The organism is Aliikangiella coralliicola, from assembly GCF_007004725.1.
In the GTDB taxonomy this organism is placed as follows: Bacteria; Pseudomonadota; Gammaproteobacteria; order Enterobacterales; family Kangiellaceae; genus Aliikangiella; species Aliikangiella coralliicola.
This window is the reverse complement of the sequence record NZ_ML660163.1, coordinates 338,143-360,330: the sequence shown is the minus strand read 5'-3', so window position 1 is coordinate 360,330 and position 22,188 is coordinate 338,143. Positions and strand designations below refer to the sequence as shown.

The 22,188-nt window shown below is 44.4% G+C and carries 11 protein-coding genes; all 11 read left to right on the top strand.

Features of this window, described 5'->3' with window-relative positions:
• Positions 1-81: 81 nt before the first annotated feature.
• Positions 82-7,125: an eCIS core domain-containing protein gene (locus tag FLL46_RS10290; protein ID WP_142893428.1), complete on the top strand. Its 7,044-nt coding sequence runs from the start codon at positions 82-84 to the stop codon at positions 7,123-7,125.
• A 100-nt stretch (positions 7,126-7,225) separates the two neighbouring features.
• Complete coding sequence (locus tag FLL46_RS10285) at positions 7,226-8,017, top strand: hypothetical protein (RefSeq protein ID WP_142893427.1); 792 nt, start codon at positions 7,226-7,228, stop codon at positions 8,015-8,017.
• Positions 8,018-8,041: 24 nt separating this feature from the next.
• Complete coding sequence (locus tag FLL46_RS10280) at positions 8,042-8,323, top strand: hypothetical protein (RefSeq protein ID WP_142893426.1); 282 nt, start codon at positions 8,042-8,044, stop codon at positions 8,321-8,323.
• Positions 8,324-8,428: 105 nt separating this feature from the next.
• The gene (locus tag FLL46_RS10275) at positions 8,429-9,487 is read left to right on the top strand and encodes a type VI secretion system Vgr family protein (RefSeq protein WP_142893425.1); all 1,059 of its coding nucleotides are present in this window, start codon (positions 8,429-8,431) and stop codon (positions 9,485-9,487) included.
• 45 nt (positions 9,488-9,532) lie between these two features.
• Complete coding sequence (locus tag FLL46_RS10270; protein WP_142893424.1) at positions 9,533-10,093, top strand: phage baseplate assembly protein V; 561 nt, start codon at positions 9,533-9,535, stop codon at positions 10,091-10,093.
• Positions 10,094-10,241: 148 nt separating this feature from the next.
• Positions 10,242-10,586 carry a hypothetical protein gene (locus FLL46_RS10265; protein WP_142893423.1) on the top strand — a complete coding sequence of 115 codons (345 nt, stop codon included), beginning with the start codon at positions 10,242-10,244 and terminating at the stop codon, positions 10,584-10,586.
• A 34-nt stretch (positions 10,587-10,620) separates the two neighbouring features.
• On the top strand, positions 10,621-10,998 hold the full coding sequence (locus FLL46_RS10260; protein WP_142893422.1) for a GPW/gp25 family protein: 378 nt from the start codon (positions 10,621-10,623) through the stop codon (positions 10,996-10,998).
• Positions 10,999-11,000: 2 nt separating this feature from the next.
• Positions 11,001-13,562, top strand: coding sequence for a baseplate J/gp47 family protein (locus FLL46_RS10255; RefSeq protein WP_142893421.1), 2,562 nt, complete (start codon positions 11,001-11,003; stop codon positions 13,560-13,562).
• On the top strand, positions 13,559-15,895 hold the full coding sequence (locus FLL46_RS10250) for a baseplate J/gp47 family protein (RefSeq protein WP_142893420.1): 2,337 nt from the start codon (positions 13,559-13,561) through the stop codon (positions 15,893-15,895). Before FLL46_RS10255 ends, FLL46_RS10250 begins: the two co-directional genes overlap by 4 nt.
• A 1-nt stretch (position 15,896) precedes the next feature.
• Positions 15,897-18,194, top strand: a complete 2,298-nt coding sequence (locus FLL46_RS10245) for a hypothetical protein (protein WP_142893419.1) — start codon at positions 15,897-15,899, stop codon at positions 18,192-18,194.
• A gap of 303 nt (positions 18,195-18,497) precedes the next feature.
• Positions 18,498-22,016, top strand: coding sequence for a right-handed parallel beta-helix repeat-containing protein (locus tag FLL46_RS10240; RefSeq protein ID WP_142893418.1), 3,519 nt, complete (start codon positions 18,498-18,500; stop codon positions 22,014-22,016).
• Positions 22,017-22,188 lie beyond the last annotated feature (172 nt).

Sequence of the window (22,188 nt, the reverse complement as noted above, 5' to 3'; positions counted from 1 at the left end):
AGTTGTGATTGATTAACGATGAATTAGAAATTAAAAATCAGGAGTTTTAAATATTGAGAGTAAAAATTTGAATCATCAATTATGAATAAAAATGTTTGCCAAAATAAACAAGCTTCACGCGGTAATAACGTGCGGAAGGTTTTCGCACGTCAACATAAAACGCGTCGTCTAATCATGGGCAATCGAAATCGTGCTGATAAATTTGAACAACAAGCTGATCGTTCTGCCAATGCCTTTGTTCGCGGTGAACAGAATATTTCCAGTCATCTCTCACCAGTTGAACCATCAGCCTTGACCGTGTCAGCTAGTAGAGCAGAATTTTTACCATCCACACTACAAAATGATCTTGAAAGTGCGTTTGCCACTGACTTGTCCGCAATTCGAGTTCATCGTGACTTTGTCGCCAACAATGTAGTAGACAATATGAATGCTCGTGCCTTTGCCAGCGGTTCGCATATTTATTTTGGGTCTCATCAGTTTGACCCAACAGGAATTGCTGGACAGCGGTTGCTGGCTCACGAGATTGCTCACAGTATTCAACAAACAGGAAGAGTGACTCAGGTTTCAAACTATCGCCAGCGAGTGACAGACATTCAAGGTAGCGGCATACCACAATGCTGGTCGATACCATTAGAAACAACGCCAAATCTACCTGATATTGAAGCGGTTCTTAAGTACCATGATGACAATGCTCCAGCCGGAAAAATCAAAACGTTAATAAATCGGCTACTTATTAATCACCGCCAGGCCATCAGAGACAAGAAGATACCAGAGTTCTGGAACGCGCGCGCAAATCATGTGGTTGATAACACCAATGACCCCGTTTTTGCTTTGAAGTTTTCAGATATCACTGATATTGAAGTTTTATCTGCGTTGTATGATGGTCTGAAACGTGCAGATCATTTTTCGACCGCGGCCAAAATTCTGAACCAGTTTCCTGACGTAAAAACGACTTATTTCTCCGCCGAAACTTACAACCACCTCATTGAACTTAATATTACTAAGTTACAACCGATTAAAGATCACTTTTATAAACTCTGGTACACCAGTGCATGGTTTGGCCGTGCTACGCCCAGGTTCATGTTGGATCGTACCTTTGCTTTTTTAATGAATCCAGCAGCCAAACTTTCGAGGCAAATCATTGATTCGACGCAAAAGCTTACTGAAGATACAGCAGAAAAAGAATTAAAACGGCGGCATGATTTTAATGCCAAAGAAAATGAACTTTATTTTATGACCGTGTTAATTGCCTCAGAAATCGAAGAATACCGGTATGACCTGCTTCGAGAAGCCTACAATGAAACACGCTTCGCACCTGAGTTTAATTTTAAAAATCGAGCGCACCTTAAAGCTTCAATATTGAAAACTTTGGAGAAAAAATTAATCAAACACAATGCGGATAAGCGAGCGCGAGTCTCAACATTTCTCGCTAAAAAAGATCGTGCCCATACGTTTGGAAAAAAAGAAATTTCAATCGAAGCAGAGCTACTGATAATTGACGACTTTCTGACTGCTGTGGCACGAATGGTGAAATTCGCATATGGCTTCTGGACAGCGGGGTACGACGTTCGAAAAATTGCTAATCATGTCGATTTTAAAGATTTAGCGCTAGATGGTATACAGGTTATCAAAATTCTAAATAAGTATGCGCCTGGGCTTTATGCTGCAATCAACACTTTTGTTTTTGGTATTCTTGAAAGAGAAGGAAATAATGGTCTACTTGAACCAGTCGCTTTCGACTTAAAAAGAAAAAAACTAATCAAGGATTTTACCAAGGGCGTTATTAAAACCCAGGATAAGATCAAGTTGCCCGGGGTCAATAAAATTGAGAGAAACCTGGCAGATAAATTTTTCGACGCATTGCCGACCAACAAAGATGGACGACGGAATTTCTCATTTGATACAAAAATTGCGGAAAAGAGATTGCCAACTGCTGTGCAGGGAGTCGTTGCCTGGGGATTTATTATCGCGCAGGAGCTTTTAGAAAAAGCGAAAGACTTTAATCTTACCAAAGATAAGCAGATATCAAAGTCTCAAAAAAGTTTTGACGCTAATGCGTCGGCAGCGGATATTCGTGAAATCTATCGATTAAGGTTTGCGGAAAAGATCAATAACATTTCTCAGTCAGTTGGATGGAATGACTGGTCGATGCTCGCCGAAAATGTTATTCACGGCCATGAAATTTCCAGCGAAGCCATTTACTTTGCGAGTGACTGGAAAAAAGATGAGATAGCGCAGGTTGGCGTTATTCGAGCCGATTTTAGTAATCGTAAGGGAGAAAGCATCGGCGGTATTGAACCTTTAGGCAAACAAGATTTATTTACCTTCTTGATGGCCGAAGATTACCGTCAGACCAGTCGGTACATTAATAAGGAGCTTGAAAATAAAGAGGGAGACTATCCCTTGATCGGAGAACCCCTTCTGAATGAAGCGGTCAAAAAAGCGCGTAAAGACTATCGCCCTGAAAGATACCTCATTACAGAGTTTGACTGGGTGCGCCCTTATAAAATAGAAAAAGGGCAAATAAAAAACAAAAATATTACGCCTTCGTGGGTATTGATCGGACAACATCCACTAACCCGAAAACGATTTAGTGAAAGGAATGCACAAGTACCTCAAAAGCTCTATTGGATGGCCAATAGAACCTATGACCGTCAGAGGAAAAAATTTATTTGCGTTCTCTGGTTAATTCCATCGCCGATCAATTTGCTGGAGCGAATTCAACAAATTGATGCCGTCAATGATCTATTGATTTCTCGTTTACAGCTAATTCTCGATCCGAAAAATCAAAAGAAATTCAGTAATATTAACGAGCTTCTAAAGCATTTGCCTCCAATACAAAATGAATTGAAGTCTGGCACAGGATTTAAGGACGGAACAAAAGATAGTGTTAAAAAAAATGCCACAGTTGAAACTATTACCCGTGAGCAATTAAAAGCACTGAAACTAGAGGTGTGGTGGAAAATTCTCGATTTTGTAAAGGCCAGCCTGTTCTTTATCAGCGACCCCAAATTTTTGAAAATGCTAAGAAATGCGATCACTTCAACTGATTTGATTAAAAAACTTAAACAGGAGAGAGAAGATGCGTTTAAGCAGCTCAGGCTTGATGAACGCAAAGCGCTTTCCCATGAGCGCCGTCGTCACATTGAAACAAGATTGCGTCCAGCATTAGAAAATTACAAAGATACCTCATTTGATAAATATCGAATTCCCGGCGATAAAGGAGTGACTATTAAACGATTACTAGCCGAGGAAGTAGCTTCTCGGTTGTCGTTTTTGATATTCAGAATTGGTAACGCAGAAGAGCGTGAAGGACATACTGCACTCGCTGTGCTTGAAATGGCTGAAACCATCAAAGATAAACTAGGTGGGGAGGACAGCTTGAATGTTATTCATGACTGGCTGCCACTTATTGATGTCGCAGTCGCCTGGACACAGGACACCAAAAAAGGAGGTGATGTTCAGTTTCGTGAAACTTATGTTGTACGAGAAGAAGAAGGGAAAGGTAATTTATACAACGAGCGTGTTAATCATCTTAAAGATGTATTGAAAAACATGACCAAGGTTTTGCGCGAAAAAATCATGGAGTGGGGGATCATTGGGACTCCAGGTGATGGCACTGTTGAAAATACCGGACATATCCACGCGAAAGGTCGAGAGAGTCGTAAAATGGGGCGGGGTTATTCTTTCACTATTAACGGCATTAGTTGGGAAGTGCTGGAAGTGAAGAAAAAATTTCGCTTTCACCCGGCTGCATTTCCGTTGAAAAGTAGTCTGAGTAATAGTGGTTCAGTCGCGGGGTCGATTTTATTTATTGATGGCAAGGAGTATTCAAAAGGCGCTACCAGACCTAATACCCTGTTGATGTACATTCGTCGCGATGACAGCGTCAATCCACTGCCTGTTTACGCTGATAAGCACGAGTGGATCTTAACGGATCTCACCTGGGCCGCGCATATGCAGGCGACGGTGGCACAACTTCAGGACCTGGCTGAGGCGATAGAGTTTGCCGGTAAACTGGTGCTTGATCTCGCAGAATTTTTCCCTGTTGCAGGGCAAGCGGTAGCAGCGACTCGTTTGATTGGCGCAGCAACCCAGTTAATGAAATCTGATTTACCCAAAATGATGGATGACCTGGTTAAAAATCCCCATGAATTATTGAAAAAAGTTCAACTGCAGTTAGAAGCACGGCTGTCGGTAGATAATCTTGTTCAATACCTGATCTTCAGCAACGACAATAACATTGGCCTGAAAATTTCGGAGAATAAGCCGAAACCGCTACGTGGAGGTGGGACTTCCAGTCGTCGATGGCGTCGTTTGGCTCGCAAGCTACAAAGAATTGTTGCAGGAGTCACCCGAATTTTTGCCCGGGTTCAAGATAATGTGCAGGACAGGCGTCAAGGCGTTGAGCATTTAGTACAAAACTCGCCGCACGCTAGCTTTATTATTGCGTTTATCGCCGATCATTACCATGAAGTTCTTGGTGTCTTGTCCAGGCTTAACCAAATTTCGGGTTACACGGATTTTCTCAGCGCAAAAAATAGTTTTTCAGAAAAAGATATCAAAGAAAAAATGGATAAAATGATTGGCAAAATGGGCAGCTTAGAATTGCCGGCTGATATTTTACCATTAGAAGAAATTATTCACGCGCTGATCGATATCGTGGGCCATCGATTAGGAGGGAAGTATAAGTTAGGAATCAGAATCTTATTAGCATTACTGGATGCTGTTGGCGCGACAGACAAAATAGTTGGCGGGATTTCTAACTTAATTAAAAGTGCATTTGCAAAAGCAACTGGCGGTAGCACTATCACTGATACGATTTTACCTGTGTGGCGTAAAAAAATTGTACCAAAAATTGAAACTGAAATTAATAAGGGGCAAAAAACGGTTGCTGATGTTCTTGAAGAACTTTTTGGTTTTTTCAATATTGATCTCGATTTAGCGGAGCCCGAAGCTAAAATTCGATTGCGTGGTAATGAGTTTCCGTCGGCAGATCCCAATGAAGGTCCAATGTCTCAACCCTCATTGGAAAGCGACGTTAAGACAGGATTAAAACAGTCCGGTTTATCATCGTTGGATCAATCTCAGACTGGTCAACTATTAAATCGTTTACCCGGCCTTGGTGGTGAACCTTTATCTGATCAATTCAAAAAAGATATTGAAGCTCGGTTTGGCCAAGATTTTAGTGATGTCAGAATTCATCACTCTACCGCTTTCACTGACATGATGAAAGCAATTCAGGCAAATGCTCTGACCAGCGGCAGTCATATTTTTATGTCAGATCGTTTAAATGGTGACAGCGAAACCAAACGTGTTTTGTATCACGAATTGGCCCATGTGGTTCAGCAAACAGGGGCACGCCCTTTGGGCAAAAAAAATACGCGCATGCCGAAGTTAGGCACATCGCGAAAAGGGATCAAATTTGATCCAAAAGCAGAAGCGGAAGCAGATGCCGTTGCAGCCGCAGCGATGAAAGGTGATGCCAGACCTGTGACTTTGTCTCCAAATAGTGTTGGAGTACAACCGAGCATGATTGAGTTATTCGGGATCCGTTTTTTGCGTCAGTTAACTGACATCGGCTCAATTGAAGACGAAGTGGCTGACATTGACTCAAGCGGTACAACAAATGACGGCAGGCTGATTGGCCGAGATGTGCGTCATGCTGTTGCCGGTGTGGGGGCAAGGCTAAAAGCCATTTTTGCAAGCCCATCGAAAAATGGTGGATTAACCATTAAAAAGTCAATGACAAAAAAGTTTCACACGCAGTATGCGCAAATTAAAAAACAACTTCAGGCAAGTCAAGCAACGATTGATAATGCCATTGAAGATATCGCTATACGTGCCAGTTTTATTGCTCGGCCAGCACGAAATGGAAAGCCACCAACGATGGGACTTGATGTCGGAGACTTCACGCGTCGTCTGGAGAGATATATTTTAGGTAAAACCGGTATTCTTCTGGATCTGGGCGCTAGCGTTACAGGCCGCGGTAGTAAGAAGCGTTTTAAAGATACTCGAAAACCTTATAAATGGGCCAGGATCCGATTTGTATTTTTACCGGCAATTCATGGGAACAACAAACTATGGAAGGACTTGCTCAAGAAAAAATTTCCTTCTGAAACTGATGAAGTCAGAGGGCGATGGCGCAGAAACCTTCGTGCGGTATTAAGAGATCTGGGAACTAGTGTTTCAGTTTGGGACGATAACTATCAACTGAAAAATAATGTTTACACTGCGGCAGAAAAACTCGGAGAATTAAAGTCAGCTCCGGGGCTAGACGCTTCGTCTTTGCCTCCCAAGAATGATTATCTAAATACCGATACCGAAGATGTTACGCCTGGTGGAATTGGAAATATTCGACTACACCTGGGCACTTATGAGCAGAAAACAAAGCAGCAAAAAGGCAGAGAAAGAGAGTCACATCATATTACTCAGTATTTACTGGTGCAATATTTTCATAATGGCTCATCGGGGAGTCCTCCGCCGGCAGATCAGAATATTAAAGGTTTTCCCTTGGCGGAAAAGCATCCTGATGCCTATCCGGGATTAGAAGTCGATGCGAACAATCGGCCTACAAAATTTTTGGGAAGCAAGACAGTTGAAATTTCTGAGTTAGAAGATGGGCGTGGAAAAAAGATGCCAACTATTTTATTAGCCCGTCCTACGCACAGACGGGGTAATCTCCATATTAATCCCAAGGCTGATGATTTTGAAGGTACTAATATTTCAACCCAGGGAGCGGCGCTCAATCATGTATACACGAACCTTTTGCCAGGGACATTGAAAAAAAAGGAACAGGAAGTTGCAGCAGGTAATGCGCCTTATTCTGATTGGAAAAAGCTGATTAAAAATAAAGAGAGCACAGTGAAAGGTCAGATTTATAGAGCGATGCAAGGAACCTATAAATATATGCGAAATTATATGCAGGGACAATTGAAGAAAGGCTTGGTCACTAACGAAAAAAATTACTATAACGATTTGTTTGCTACAAAGAATCCAAGCTCTACTGAAAAACCAATGAAGACAAAAGATATGGAAGATATATGGGCTAAAGCTGTGAGCCACAATAATCAAGGACGCAAAGGTTATAAAGGAATGAGCAAGTATGGTTGGGTGGGAAGTTAATATTCAAATCGAAAGGTGTTGAGTAAGAAAATATGGAACGCAATTTTTTTAACAAAGTAATTGCTTTTAACAAAGAAAATTTGATGACAGGTGAAGGATTATGACAGGTTATTCGAGATCACCAACAATTTTGAAAGGCGCATTGATTTATTTCGGCGCGCCCATGCTGATCCCTATTCCGAATATTATTATTTTTCAGTACAACCCTGAAACCATGTCACGTACTTTGAAACCCTGGCAACCACCCACTCGTGAAGTGTCGGTCAATGATGAAGGGCGTATTCAAAGAGCAGCACTAACCAACGAACAAAAACTAGCGTTATCGCAGCCGTATGATCCCGAAGAAACTTTTTCTCTAGAGTTGATGCTCGATGCAACCGATGCACTAGAAAAACCAGAAACTCATCCAGTTGCTTTTATTAGCGGTGTCGCCGACCGCATTGCGGCTATCGAAATGCTGATGTATCCGCCGGGAGATAGTTTGCTTGGCGGATTACTTGGCTCAGTCAGTGGTTCGGTTTCTATTTCCGGCGGCGGTGTCAGCATTGGTGGTTCGCTGGATGGCGTGGCCGAGTCGTTAGAAAGAAAACAGGTTCCTATTGTTTTGTTTTTCTGGGGGCCGGGAAGAATTGTGCCGGTTCGAGTGACTAGTCTGTCAATTGAAGAGCAGCAATACTCACCGATTCTTTATCCTACGCGGGCAAAAGCAACTATTGGACTACGCGTTCTTGATTTAGATGATCTGGTGAAAGTGAGCGGTGATCCCGCGAGCGGCGCTGCTGTTGAAATAGCCACCGCTTGTTATAAGTTTACTCGCGGACAAAAAGAAGTTTTAGCAACTGCAAATCTGGCGAATAGTGTTGAATCTATTATTGGTATGTTACCCATTTAATTGTGATCAATTTGGAATTTAAAAATGTTTGATAAGAAAAGTCGTTACGCAAAATTAAACCCAATCGTGATGAAAGATGAACGGGGTCGTGAAGTTGAGGTGACGCCTTTTGCCGAGGCGCCACAGCAAAGCTTTCGAGGAATTCATGTTCGGCGCCAAGGAGAACGCAGTGATCATTTGGCGGCGTTTTATTTATCAGATCCGACTGGTTACTGGCGTCTGGCGGAAATGGCTGATGCGATGACTGCAGAAGTGTTAACGGAAAAAAGAGAAATCGATATTCCGAACAAAAATTTAGAGAAATAGAGGCATAAAGGAACGAAATCTAGTGAGATATTTTAGCGAAGACTTTATGAATTTTGAGCAATGTACGATGAGATCAAAAAAATTATACACGGAGTTTTTAAACTAATGACGATCGGTGCCGCCATATTACCCAATGGATTGCCAGATCCTTCTATGCCGATGCCAAGTGAAATCCAGGTGGTGGAAGCCGTTAATCAGGCAACCCAATATCGCCTGAGGTTTGGCCTTAACATAGAAGATGGTGACTTAGCGATATTAAATAATTCATTGCTCGATCCGGAAAGTATTTTGGCAGTTGTTATTCGTGGCGAACCAATTCCCAGCATATTAGTGAGTGGACCGGTTGTGCGTCAGGATATTAGTTTTGCTCACGGCGGCGAAGGTTCGAAGGTTGATGTCCATGGAATGGATGCCAGCGTAGCGATGGATCGAGAAAACAAATCGGTGGTGCGATCTAACATCAACGACTCGACTGCAGTAATGGAAATTCTGGCCGGTTATGCCATTGTTCCTGATGTATCGGTGACAACTACTTTTCACACCGATTTGAAACATCCACTAGTGCAGCGTGAAACCGACTTACGTTTTATTCGCAGACTTGCAAGGCGAAATGGTTTTTGGTTTTGGTTAACAGAAGAAGCGCCGGGTGTGACCATTGGGCATTTTAAATTACCGCCTACGGACGGAAGCCCGGAGCAAGAACTCCGAATCAATATCAGTGAACCAAATATTGATTCGATGACCTTGCACTGGAATAGTGAAGCGCCTGTCTCGGCTAGTTTGACTCAATTAGACCTCGGTAACTTAAGTGCGATTGATGGCAGTAGTGAACGATCAAGTATTACCGGCCTTGCCGACCAACACCTTGCTGACATTGCTCCCAGTACTCGCCAAATGCACCTGGCTGTTCCGGCCGATGATGCTGGCGACCTGTCATCGCGGGGGAATGCTGCATTGATGGAAAATGGCTGGTTTGTTCGCGCGCAAATTAATGTTCGCCAATCGAGGCTGAACGGCATTATACGCGCGCACACATTGGTCAATTTAGACGGCGCTGGTACGCGCCATTCAGGAAAATATTTAGTGTCTCGTGTGGTCCATGACATTAACGAAGAAGATCACATGATGACCGTCGATTTAATTCGAAACGGATGGAATGGGTAATGAACTGTGTCTGTAATTTTTACTTTCTAATGAAGAGAAATGCCAATGAATTTTAATCGCATCGAAGATGTTGAAACCTGGATACGCACGCATTTTTTCGGCAAGTATCGCGGTACGGTTGTCGATAACCTGGATATCCTGGGACAAAAAGGTCGACTAAAAGTTGAAGTTCCCGCAGTGTTAGGTGACCAAGCAATTTGGGCGATGCCTTGTGTTCCTTATGCCGGTTCAGATGTTGGATTTTATTTTTTACCGCCGACTGGTGCAGGTGTCTGGATAGAGTTTGAAGGAGGCGATCCTTCCTATCCAATCTGGACTGGTTGCTTCTGGGCTGATGGCGAGCTACCCAGCGAAATCCTAACGTCAGATACACGAATTTTAAAAACGGAAAATACACATTTTAAAGTTGATGATTTGATTGGAGATGTTGAACTGACCAACACTCAGGGAGCGACTACCACCTGGAGCTTAGATATTAGCGATAGTGTTGGACCATCGACTCATACCGTCGGCGCCGTTGGTGTTGTTTCAGAGTCGACACCTGGAAAAGTTGAAGTTGGCCCAGCCGGTGTCACCATTAACAATGGTGCATTTAAGGTAACGTAAAAACTTGTAGGTTGGGTAGAGGAACGAAACCCAACAAATGGTTGAAGAAAAACGGTTGTTGAAATTGGGAAAAAGCTGTGTCGTTGAGAATGTTGTTGGGTTTCCTGCGTCAACCCAACCTACGAGAGAATGAACTGAGGAAAACAAAATGTCAGGACAAGCACTAACCACGACATCGGTACTTCAATGTCCCCATGGTGGTACTGTGCAGATTAGCTCGACCAACACGAAAGTTACAACAAATGGAATGACGCTGGCGTTGGCGACGGACATCTACACCATATCGGGTTGCCCGTTTCAAATTCCTGTTGGAACTGGAACTGTGCCGAGCCCCTGCGTCAAAGTTCAATGGATAGTGACTGATTTAAAAAGCAATGTTAACGGTATTCCGACGGTCTCAACGACAAGCACTGGTTTATGTCTTGCGGCGACTCAGGCTCCACAGGGACCGGTATCGATTGTGTCGACTCAACCCACGGTAAGCACACAATGATTAAAAAACTAACTGATGATATAGGATTAACACAATGAGCGAAGAATTTATCAGCATGGCTTATCCCTTCGCGATTAATCAGGGACAAGGACAACTCGCCCAAGAGCGAGATTATGATGCTCATGTAAAGCAACTTATTTTGCAGGTGCTGTTCACCGCGCCAGGCGAAAGAATCAATAGACCTGAGTTTGGTTGCGGCGTAAAACGCCTGGTTTTTTCTCCCGGCGGAGAAGTTGCAGCGACATTGGCACAAACCACAATTTTTCAAGCGCTCGATCGATGGTTGAATAATGTCATTAAAGTAAAAGAGGTGACGGTTCAAGCGGTTGAAGCGAGTCTGGAAATTCGTATTGGATACATGGTGATCGCCCGTGGTACCAATCAATATCTAAACCTGACGGTGGCGGGGTAATTATGAATCTTCCTGACCGTATCGAGCTAATCAGACAATCAAATATTGTTACCGGAATTGATTTTATCCAGGTATCTGACGATCAACTTGAGTTGTTCGTTTTTTTACATCATCTGGAATTACCTGCACCACTTGATGCTGCACTCACGACGATTACTGCCGAAGAAATTAGTATTACAGCGCTCAACAAAATTGAGCCAGAGGAAGTTTTAGTCGTGCAGCACGTTACACCGATCCCAACGATTGATAACCGTCGCGCACTGAGGTTGCAAGTAGAGCAACCGGGGGGATTTGGCTATTACCAACTATCAATTTTTCATGGGGCATTGGATAGTTATTTTAATCACATTCCATTTACTTTTAAGGCTGGCTGCGAAAGTGAATTTGACTGCAAACAAAAAAAGCCAGAATGCCCTCCTGAACCCAGTAACGATTTTCCTGTTGACTATCGTTCTCGTGATTTCTGGAGTTTTCGACAAGTGTTAACTGATTTTGCATCACAGCGATATCCCGACTGGCAAGACCGGTTAGAAGCCGATATGGGGATGATGTTGGTTGAATTATATAGTGCAATGGGCGATGAGTTTTCTTATGCACAAGATCGAATTAAACGAGAAACTAATTTTGCCGATGCCACTCAGCGCAGAACACTTCGTCATTTTGCGCAACTGGTCGATTACCCCATTGATAATGGCAGTGGTGCGTCAACCTGGATTGATGTGACTGCGAATGCAAATGGCGCGTTAGCCGCAGGCACCGCGCTCACTGATATTTATTCGCAGCAGGTATTTGAAATTGGCAATGGATTGGCTGATTTAGGAACGAATTTTAATGTCTCTCCTGATCGAAATGAATTTATGGCTTATATCTGGGATGAAAATGATACCTGCTTGCCAAGAGGCAGCGATTATTTAACGATTGCTGGACACCACGCTGCGGATTTTTTACCAGATTCTGATATTGACCCGGTTGGTAAATGGGTATTGTTAGCAACTCGTCCCACCGAACCTGATCTGCCAGAACGTCGCTTAATGGTGCGAGTGGTTGATACCGATGAAGATATTGATCCAGTTACCGGTGATTTGGTCACAGAAATTATTTGGGATAATCCAACGCAAGTTGAACTGGATTTAACGACTTTGGTGGTGCGTGGTAATTTATTGCCTGCTACTTCGGGTGAAACAATTCCACCGGTGGATCAAAATGCGTTACGTTTTCGAATTGGTCCAGCCAATGATCCTTTCGCTCCTGACGCTGATTTACCATTGGCAATTGAACGAGCGGGCGCGAACACCTGTTATTCAAATCGTCAAGACGAAGCTGGTCGGGTTAAGTTTGTTTTTTCTTTACCAGATTCTCACACAACACCGCTTGTTTGGTTGCCAACGGATCGATCATTATCTGGTGGCGCCTCGGCTAGTGAAAGCAATTTATCATCTAGTTTGTTAACGCGACCAGAGGTTCTTTTACAAAGAGAACCAAACGAGGACTGGCAGTGGATGCCTTCAATGATCAGTGAAGAAGTTGCCGGTCCTACCGATGCAGTTTTTACATTAGAAGAAGGAACTTATCGAGCATTATTTTCAGTTGAACGCTTCGGCGAAAAATTTAGTTTTGACGATTACGCTACCAGCGATGGATTTAGCGTCAGGTTTGGCGACGGTGAATTTGGTCTGGCGCCAAGAGACGGTGATATTTTTGCTTTGCGTTACCGCCTGGGTAATGGACGATTATCAAATGTGAGTGCAGACACTCTTATTCGATTCAAATCTGAATTCGATGACCCGCCGATCAGACCGGCTTTCGTTGACGCGATCACCAATCCTCTGGCAGCAAGTGGTGGTCGAGATGCGGAAACTTCAGCACAAATAAAAACGAATGCGCCGGAAGCTTATAAAGCGATTACCTATCGTGCAGTTCAACCAGGGGACTACACCGAAATTACTGAACGCCTCGATTGGGTTCAACAAGCTGGAACGCATTTTCGATGGACCGGTAGCTGGCCGACGGTTTTTGTGACCCCTGATCCTTTTGATCAAGTTGGTATCACTGTTGAGCAAAAAAACGAACTGGATCAATTGCTCGACCGTGTTCGACAAGTGGGGCGTGAAACCTGTGTTAAGCAACCAGTTTACGCCAACATCGATCTGGAAATTAAAGTTTGTGTTGACGTGACAGCCTATCCCGGTCAGGTGAAAGAAAGAGTGTTGCTGGCGCTTTTTGGAAACGGAAATGATAACGTGCAAGGTGAGTACTTGAACGAAAAAAATGGAATTCAAGAAAACGGGACTCTGAAAAAAGACACGCCTCCCTGGTTTTTCCACCCCGATAATTTCACTTTTGGCACGCCTCTGTCTCGGGCGGCCTTAATTACCGCCATTCAACAAGTCGCTGGTGTTCATGCCGTTAATGGTATTCGAATACGACGTCGCGGTTGGTTCGACTGGCGGAGCTTTTCTGAATTTTGTTATCGGGTTGCCGTCAATGAACTGATTCTGGTTACCAATAACGCACTGCTGCCGGAGCAGGGAGCAGTTCGATTAATTATGGAGGGAGGCGCATGACTTGTCCTTGCGATGACAGCAACTTTCCACAAAAATTTGCAATCCACGCCGGTTTAAAAGACATTCCTCGAGCCCTCGGAATTTTTCCAGATTGGCGCTTAGCGTTACTCGATGCTATCGGTCGACAGCCCACCCTTAATCATTGGCGCGCGCGTGGTGAAGCCGATTTTGGTGTGATGCTGGTAGAAATGTCCGCCTACTTGCTCGACGTGATTAGTTTTTATGATTCACTCATTGCTAATGACAGTTACTTAACCACTTCTCGATTGACAGGGACCGAGAGAAAGTTGGTGAGTTTACTCGGTTACCTTCCTCGTCCCGCACTGGCAAGTCAAGTGTGGATTGCTGCGGAAGCGCAAGGTAGAAGATTGGTGGAGTTACCGGCGAAAACGGCGTTTCGAAGTGGCGAATATGATGGCAATCCGCCGGAAGTTTTTGAGCTGGAAAAAACGAAATGGTTAGATCCGCGCTTAAATAAACTCGCAGTCAGTCGCGTTCAAGATGACAACATTCCTGGAAGCTATTTAAACTCTGTTTTAGTGGCACCTAACAGTTTACGAGTGCGCAAAGGTTCTATCGTTGTATTGAGTTTTAACGGCGTCTTAAGAGCCCGCTATGTGACGGGGTTAAAAACGATTGCGCAGCGATCAAGACGCCCGACAGTGGAAATTAGTTTTAGCTCTGCAGTACCTGTGCCGGCAAACTCAAAATATTCACAACTCAGAATTTTTGCCATGGGCAACTCAATGCCTTTATGGCGAAGATCAAACCCATTCAGCGGCGTTAATGTTTTATTAGATTCGCGAGCACCGATTAGAACGGGTCAGTTTGTCGTGTTTGAAAAACAGGGAAGTCTTAAAGTCAGAAAAGTGAATTCCAGTAATATCAGTTCGCAAACGGTATTACCCGCAGTAACAACCACGGTGAAAAATACTTCTGATGAAGTGACTGCAACCCTCGAAAGCCCGGAGGTAAAAACTTCGATCAGCCAGCTCCAATTAAGTTCGGGATTATCCTGGTCTTCATCGGACAGAAACAAAATTACTATGTATTTCAGCGTATCAGACGCAGCCAGAGTTTTAATTCCTGAGAAAGATGAATTACAACAAACTGACCCGGTTCACTTGCGATCGTTTATAGATGAAGCCAGAGTGCCTGTTACTAATTTGCTATTGGAAGATACTCATCAGGAAGGTGTTTATAGCACGGGTTCTTTAAATGCTGATACGCAACTCGCGTCGATAGACTCCGACCCTGCGTGGAATAAAAGTTTGATGGCGCCGGTTAATCTGTTTGGCAATGTCTTTAAAGGAAGCCGTGGAGAAAGTGTTGAAGATGAACTCCTTGGTGTGGGCGATGCCAGTATGGACGAGCAGGTTTTTGAGTTAAAAAATAGCCCGTTAACTTATGTGCCTGCAGAAAATGAGCAAGGTTACAAAACGACTTTAACTATTTATGTCGGCGGCGTGCAGTGGTTTGAAGTCGCCAGTTTTTTTGGTGTGAAAGATGATGAACCGGTTTATCTGGTTCGTCACGATGAAATGGGAAAAACACTGATTCATTTTGGCGGCGGTGCACGGTTACCCAGTGGCGCGCCGGTTTATGCCAACTATCGGTTCGGTGCAGGGAGCCCTGTTCCACCCGCCGGCTCAATCAATCAGGTTGCTAAGCCAATATCAGGATTACAATCGGTAAAAAATGTTTTACCGGCGTTTGGCGGTGGTGACGCTGAGTCACCACAGGATCTAAAACATTATGCACCCAATTCTGCGCTTCTTCTCGGGCGCGCTGTTTCTCTTGCTGACCTGGAAGCTGCGGCGCATGAAGTTTCAGGTGTTGAAGCGGTTAAAGGAATTTTCCGTTGGGATAAATTGAAATTTGAAAAACGTGCGGTAATTTATTTTATTGGCGACAGTCAACTTAAAAGTAGCATCTTGAGTCGCTTGCAAGCCTTGAGCGAACCAGAGGCCGCCATTGAGGTGAAACTTGCTTTACCACAAACAACATCACTCGAACTTGATCTGGAAATCCATTCTCGCTATCAATCTGACGATGTGATCGCGGCAGTGCAAAGCGTTCTTTACCGCCAGTCTGAACCGTCTCTTCCCGGCGGATTGTTACACCGAACCGTGCTTGGGCCTGAAGGGGTTATTTATCATAGTCAAATTATGGAAGCTGTCATGGAAGTGGCTGGTGTCAGCAATATTAAGGCAATGACCTTGAATGGCAGCGCGATTACCGGTTATGGAATTGCGCCCGCCGCAGAACATTATTTTTATTTTGGCGAGTTAGGCACTGGCACTAGTGGCATCACCATCAACGGAGTTAGCTAAAATGGCAATCGCACGCGACCAATATATTGATTATTACGCCGAGAAACTTTGGGAATGGTTACCTGCTGTTTATCGCGAGCAAGATGCCCTGAACGGGGGCGACAGCTTACGCGCATTTTTACGTGCAGTTGCAGAGCAGGCCGCTGTGGCTAAACGTAGTCAAGATCGTTTATGGGATGATGTATTTGTGGAGTTGGCGAGTGATTGGGCGATTCCATATATCAGTCAGCTTGTAGCGACTCGCCTGGTGTCTTCTCTTAACCTACGTGGGCGACGTGTTGATACTGCAAAAACGATTTATTACCGTCGTCGTAAAGGAACCTTGATGGTGCAGGAACAACTGGTGTCTGACATTGCTGGTTGGGACTCTAAAGTTGTTGAAGAATTTAAACGGCTTGCACGTACCTGGCACATGTTAGATTGTCCGTTAACAGTTGGCCGATTAACTAAAACGCCAAAAGGCGGTATTGCCGATATTCGTTCTCCTCGTGGATCGAGATTAGCCTGTGATGCTTTTGATGAATTTCATTACACACCGGAAACCAGAAACCCTTCAGGACTGACAGGAAGACGGGGCATTGAAACCGTCAGTTATCATATTTATCGATTGCAGCCGGTGACTTTCAATGGTGTACAACCCCGCCGATTTGGTGCGTTGGCAGATGGTCGCGATCAGTCTACCTTTGACCCCAGTGGTCGTGATATTGCGCTGTTTAGCGGTAATGCACTACCAGTGGATTGGAACGGCTGGCAGACAGCGGCAGAATGGGAACTACCACGGCCGATTAGCTGCCGTTTGCTTGCTGAAGAAATTTTTGAAATAACAGCAGAGGAAGTGGCCTGGGTGTTGACCGATGCGCCGATTGCCGGACAACCGCAACGAGAAGCTGCTGCGATCGATTTAACTAAATTAATCGGCGAATCTTTTTATCATCGGCGTGAATTGATTCGACTTTTAAATGGCATGCCCAGTAGTGTGACTTTGACGGCGCCGGGTGTACTCGCTGGTTTGTTATCCCGAGCATTAGTCCGCGCATGTGGGAGTGCAGCTCTGTTACCTAACGGGGCAGATAACGCTCCCTGGCCAGTACAAAATGATCCGCAAGATGCTGCTTATGGATTACCTGCTTTGACCGTTGGTTTTGCCGGGGTTGCCGAACCCGTTGGCAGACCTAGAACACGTGCCGCTAATCTTGAAGCCTGGAATCCGCCTAATCCTGCTGATGTTGATTTATTTGTTTCTCCCGAAACCGGGCGACTGGTATTAAACCGCGGTGGTAATACTGCGCAGTCGGTTCGGGTGAGTTACCAGGTTGGTATGTTGGCGCCTGTTGGTGCCGGTGCCTTTTCTCGTGAAGCCTCAATTGAATTGCCGGATGTTACCTGGCAAAACAGTTCTGTGGTGGCTGGAACGCCTGCTGATGGTATCGCCGAAGTTGTTGATAGTCGTACTTATGGATCACCACAAGATCAGCTGGCGGTGATCAATACCCGGGTGCGAGCCAGAGAAGGACAACGCCCTTATTTTATTTTACGCCAGGACTGGCTGCTCACTTCTGCGCAAGATGATGCTGTGCTTGAGTTGGATGGGTTGTGGCTAGGTTCGCGCACGCCAAACCATTTAATTCTCGATGGAAATTATGAACGCGTGCTAATTCGTTACTGTAGTTTTGATCCCGGGGGCGATGCTGCCGATGGTTCGGTTTTACCGGCTGTCGATTTAATTGTTCGCGGGTTTGTTGAAAACCTGATCATTGAAAAAAGTATGCTCGGCATAATTCGTCTGGATGGTGCCGACGCCAGTATCGAAAAAATAACAATTATTGATTCTATTTTACAAACGCGAGATGCAGCGAGTGTCGTGATCGACGCATTAACTGCCGAACTTCGAATAGAGCGCAGCACTATTATTACACCGTCAGAAATTCAACTGGCTGTTGATGTAGAAAGGCTTTATGCAAGTGATACTTTGGTCGCTGGATTGGTTGATGTTACTGATAATCAGAATGGATGTTTTCGTTTTAGTGCTGCGGCGAGTGGTTCGCGGGTGGCTAAACCTTATCGCTCGGTTTTTCTGCAACAAATATCAGGATTGTTTATTTCTACGCGATTTGGTGATCATCAATATGCGCACTTAACGCCGCAGGTTTATCCGCAAGTATTAGTCGGCGGTGAACAAGGAGTTGAGATGGGGGTATTTAATCAAGTGCTTCATGAAATTAAGTTACGTGGGGCACACACAAAAGTGATGGAATATTTACCGTTTGGTCGGACACCAAATTTTATTATTGAGAATTAGTTTGAGGGTGAAAATAAAGATCCCCTCTCCCGCTGGGAGAGGGTTAGGGAGAGGGAATGTTTTTTGAAGGTACGTAAAAAGCTTAAGCATTTTCCCTCCCCCCAGCCCCCTCCCATAGGGAGGGGGGCATGAAGTTAGGCTCTCCTTTCTGGGGGAGGGGAGTACGAAGTTAGGTTCTCCTTTCTGGGGGAGGGGAGTACGAAGTTAGGTTCTCCTTTTTGAGGGAGAGCATTAAAAGGAAGGGAATATAAAGAATCTTCTCTCTCAAAAGAGGGAATACTTAGTTAAGTAACGGGAGTCATTATGTCTGCAATTGATTTATCACGGGAAGCGACCGATTTTCGCAAACACTACAACAGTATCCGCATGCAGCAAGGGCGCGTACTTGATGACCAAACCATCAATGAACAGGCACGCATTATCGAAGAAGATATGCGGCGAACTCGGCTGAATACAATTGGTGTTTATGGCTCTCCAGATGATGGTTTCCTGGTAAAAGATTTTGTGATTGTCGATGCTAAACCGACTTTCACATTATCAGCAGGTGAAACTTATCTTGGTGGTTTGTATTTAAGTCTTGAGCAAGATGAAGCATTTCATTTGCAAAAGGACTGGATCAATTTCCACCCTGTTGACGATTGGCCCGACGCACCGGCTGAGGGAGAAAGCCGAATTGATATGGCTTATCTGGAAGCCTGGCAACAACCGGTGGCGGCAATCGAAGATAGCGAGTTATTTGAAGTCGCGCTTGGCGGTCCTGATACTTCCATGCGCGTAAAAACGATGACCCGAGTTGGGATCCGAACTGACGTCACGCTGGATGAATGTGCCGATGCCTGGCAGGAAATTCAGGCTGACTGGGTTGCTGATGGTTTGATCAACGATGAAATGGAACTGGCAACCGATGCGAGAATTCAGGTCACCTATACCGCGCCGGCTGAGCCTGCCGATCTTTGTTCTCCCGGGGTTGGTGGCGGCTACTTGCATCATGAAAACCAGGCGATTCGAGTGCAAATGACCAGTAGCGCAACTTTTACCTGGGGCTTTTACAACGCTTCACTTTTATATCGTGCAAGGGTGGTGACATTTGATGGCGCTTTGATTCGAATTGAACTATTGAACGAACCCAAAGATGCGATGCATTGGCCGTTACAAGATCAGACAGTTGAAATTATTCCCTGGTCAGCTGCATTACCCAACGGCGAAAGAATTGCAGAATTAGATGGCATGTTTGCCAAAGTTTCCAGTTCTTATAATCCTGAAGACGCGAGCTTTTTGATCGATACACCGGTCCCTGCTGATTTTGGAACTCAGTGGGAAACCAGGGATGATGTTGATGAATTTTTTGATGGAACGGCCGATGAGCGATTTTATTATGTCAGAATTTGGAATCGCGGTGATGATTTAGTTTCTCCCGCAGAAATTCCAATCGCTAATGGACAATTGGGTAATACGGGATTGGAAGTCAATTTTCAAAGTGGTCCGTTACGTCGTAATTTGTTCTGGATAATTGCCGCAAGAACAGGTTCACCCAACATCGTTGTTCCCTGGGAATTGGAAGCAGTAAACGGTGCTTTGGCGTATGGTGTCAAAAACTACCGCGCGCCACTCGCTTTAATCCGTTGGACGACAATTGGCGGTGTGACAACCGGAGAATTGATTCATGATTGTCGCATACCGTATCGACCACTCACCCGAATTCGTAATTGTTGTACTTACACTGTTGGTGATGGCACCAACAGTCATGGACATTTTGAAACCATTCAAGATGCAATTAATGCATTGCCGCCCAGCGGCGGAAAAATCTGTTTGTTACCGGGTGAGTTTGACGAAAATATCGTCGTTGATAAAAGTGGAGTCACCATAGAAGGATGTGGTGAGCGAACTCGGTTGATTGCGCAAACCAGTGACCCGGCGGTTTTAATCGAAGACGTTAATCAAATTCAACTGAAACATTTTGCCATTACTGCACATGCGCAAGGCATTGGAGTTCATGTGACGACCAGTCAACAAGAACAACCAATTATTTCCAGGCATTTATCTTTTAAACAATTGATACTCAATGGCGCCACACGAAGTGCGATTCAAGTTGACCACGCTCAATTTGTTGAAGTGGTCGATAACCTTGTGATTATGGAAGATGTTTCCAGCGATTTCCATTCTATTTTTATTACTGCTGACGATGTACTCATCGAACACAACCAGTTATTGGTTGCCAGAACGATTGATCCCGTTGCAGGGATTGCGGCTAATCAATCAGTGAGTGGTTTTGCCAGCGCCGCCAGAGGTGGGTTGCACATTGGCGGAACGTCTGAGAGAGTCAGAATAATTGATAACCTGATTCAGGGCGGGATCAGTAATGGAATTACTTTAGGTAGCGTTGAGGATGTCAATCGTGACCCGAACAGTCCATTTTATCTTATTGGCTGGATCATTAATCTGAATGACCCTTGCGATCCTTGCGCACCTGGTTCGATTTACATTCCACCACCGGTAATCGTCAACGGTGGCGATGGACCTGACTATCGTTCGAGAGGAACAATTTATGACCTCACAATCGAACGAAATCGTATCTTGAATTTTGGTCTCAATGGAATCGGTGTTTTAGCATTTTTTAATTTAGAGGGAACCGATGAATTTATCAGTGTAAGTGATTTATTAATTACAGGAAATCAAATTGAGAATTGCTTAATCAGACAACTCGCGGAAACGCCGGACGAAATGTTGACGAGTATGGGTTATGGTGGGATCAGTCTCGCTGACGTTGAAAATGGCGTCATCCGTGAAAATCATATCATTGACAATGGCGATAATTATTTAGAGCCTAATTGTGGTATCTATCTCTTGCACGGCGAAGGCGTTGATATTTCCGATAATCGCATTCTCAACAATGGCGCAAAAACCGATCAGGCCGCGGAAGGTGCAAGCCGAGGTGCGCGAGGTGGGATCTGGATCGAATTTGCGACTGCACCGAAAGTTTTCGTGGAATCTTTGGAGCAACTATACCCTCGGCAAAATGGTGTTCCGGCCGTAAAAATTCATAATAATATCGTTACCCAACCATTAGGAAGAGCCTTGTCGATTAATGCGCTTGGTCCTGTCTCGGTAGAAGGTAATCAGTTAACTTCGCAAGGTTTTGTATTCGATTCTAATGCACCGTCGTTCCTGGTTTCGTCGGTGTATATTTTTAACCTTGGAATTTCTAATGAACTTTATTTACAACAGCTCTTATATAGTGGCGAAGAGTTCGATGATCTGCCGGTAAGCGCACCGCCCGACGACGACTTTTATATTATTTCGCAGCCGGGCTTGGATTCGAGAAGGTTGTTTGGTTATCTCGGCAATGGCAATGTGATGTTTAACGATAACCAGGTTATGTTGGATTTAACGGATCAAACCGGTTTTAAAATTGGCATTATGTCGGTTGGAATTTTCACACTGGACGATCTGAGTTTCCAGAATAATCAATGTGATATTAGTTTCGACTTTGTGCTGGATGAAATTTATATTTCGCAGTCTTTAATGTTTGGATGGACGTTGCGCGTGAATGGAAATCGCTTTAAAGAAAGTATGTTAGGTGCGTTATTTTCGGCGATAACATTTGGTCTTTTTGGCAACATCACTTCACGCAACCAGGGCACCCATTGTATTCGTGCGTTTAATGCGGTGGCGAGTAATTTAATTCAGGGACCTAACCATGTGATTTTCGATTTCTTTAATGCCTGTGGCGATAATTTATTTAATCAGGGAACTGCAGGAGGTAGTAGCCTTGGTGGGCAGTCGACCGGTGGCGGTCAAAGTGTATTGAGGTTATTGGATTAAAAATTTAAAGATGTCGAAATAACGTAGGTTGGGTAGAGAAACGAACCCCAACAAATGGTTAAAGAAAAAATATATGTTTGATTTGGGAATAGGTTTTTGTCGTTGAGAATGTTGTTGGGTTTCCTGCGTCAACCCAACCTACGAGTGCTACACTTACTTAATTGGCAGGAAT

Coding starts and splice junctions, on each gene's coding strand:
- FLL46_RS10290 (WP_142893428.1), top strand. CDS start 82: ATGAATAAAAATGTTTGCCAAAATAAACAAGCTTCACGCGGTAATAAC.
- FLL46_RS10285 (WP_142893427.1), top strand. CDS start 7,226: ATGACAGGTTATTCGAGATCACCAACAATTTTGAAAGGCGCATTGATT.
- FLL46_RS10280 (WP_142893426.1), top strand. CDS start 8,042: ATGTTTGATAAGAAAAGTCGTTACGCAAAATTAAACCCAATCGTGATG.
- FLL46_RS10275 (WP_142893425.1), top strand. CDS start 8,429: ATGACGATCGGTGCCGCCATATTACCCAATGGATTGCCAGATCCTTCT.
- FLL46_RS10270 (WP_142893424.1), top strand. CDS start 9,533: ATGAATTTTAATCGCATCGAAGATGTTGAAACCTGGATACGCACGCAT.
- FLL46_RS10265 (WP_142893423.1), top strand. CDS start 10,242: ATGTCAGGACAAGCACTAACCACGACATCGGTACTTCAATGTCCCCAT.
- FLL46_RS10260 (WP_142893422.1), top strand. CDS start 10,621: ATGAGCGAAGAATTTATCAGCATGGCTTATCCCTTCGCGATTAATCAG.
- FLL46_RS10255 (WP_142893421.1), top strand. CDS start 11,001: ATGAATCTTCCTGACCGTATCGAGCTAATCAGACAATCAAATATTGTT.
- FLL46_RS10250 (WP_142893420.1), top strand. CDS start 13,559: ATGACTTGTCCTTGCGATGACAGCAACTTTCCACAAAAATTTGCAATC.
- FLL46_RS10245 (WP_142893419.1), top strand. CDS start 15,897: ATGGCAATCGCACGCGACCAATATATTGATTATTACGCCGAGAAACTT.
- FLL46_RS10240 (WP_142893418.1), top strand. CDS start 18,498: ATGTCTGCAATTGATTTATCACGGGAAGCGACCGATTTTCGCAAACAC.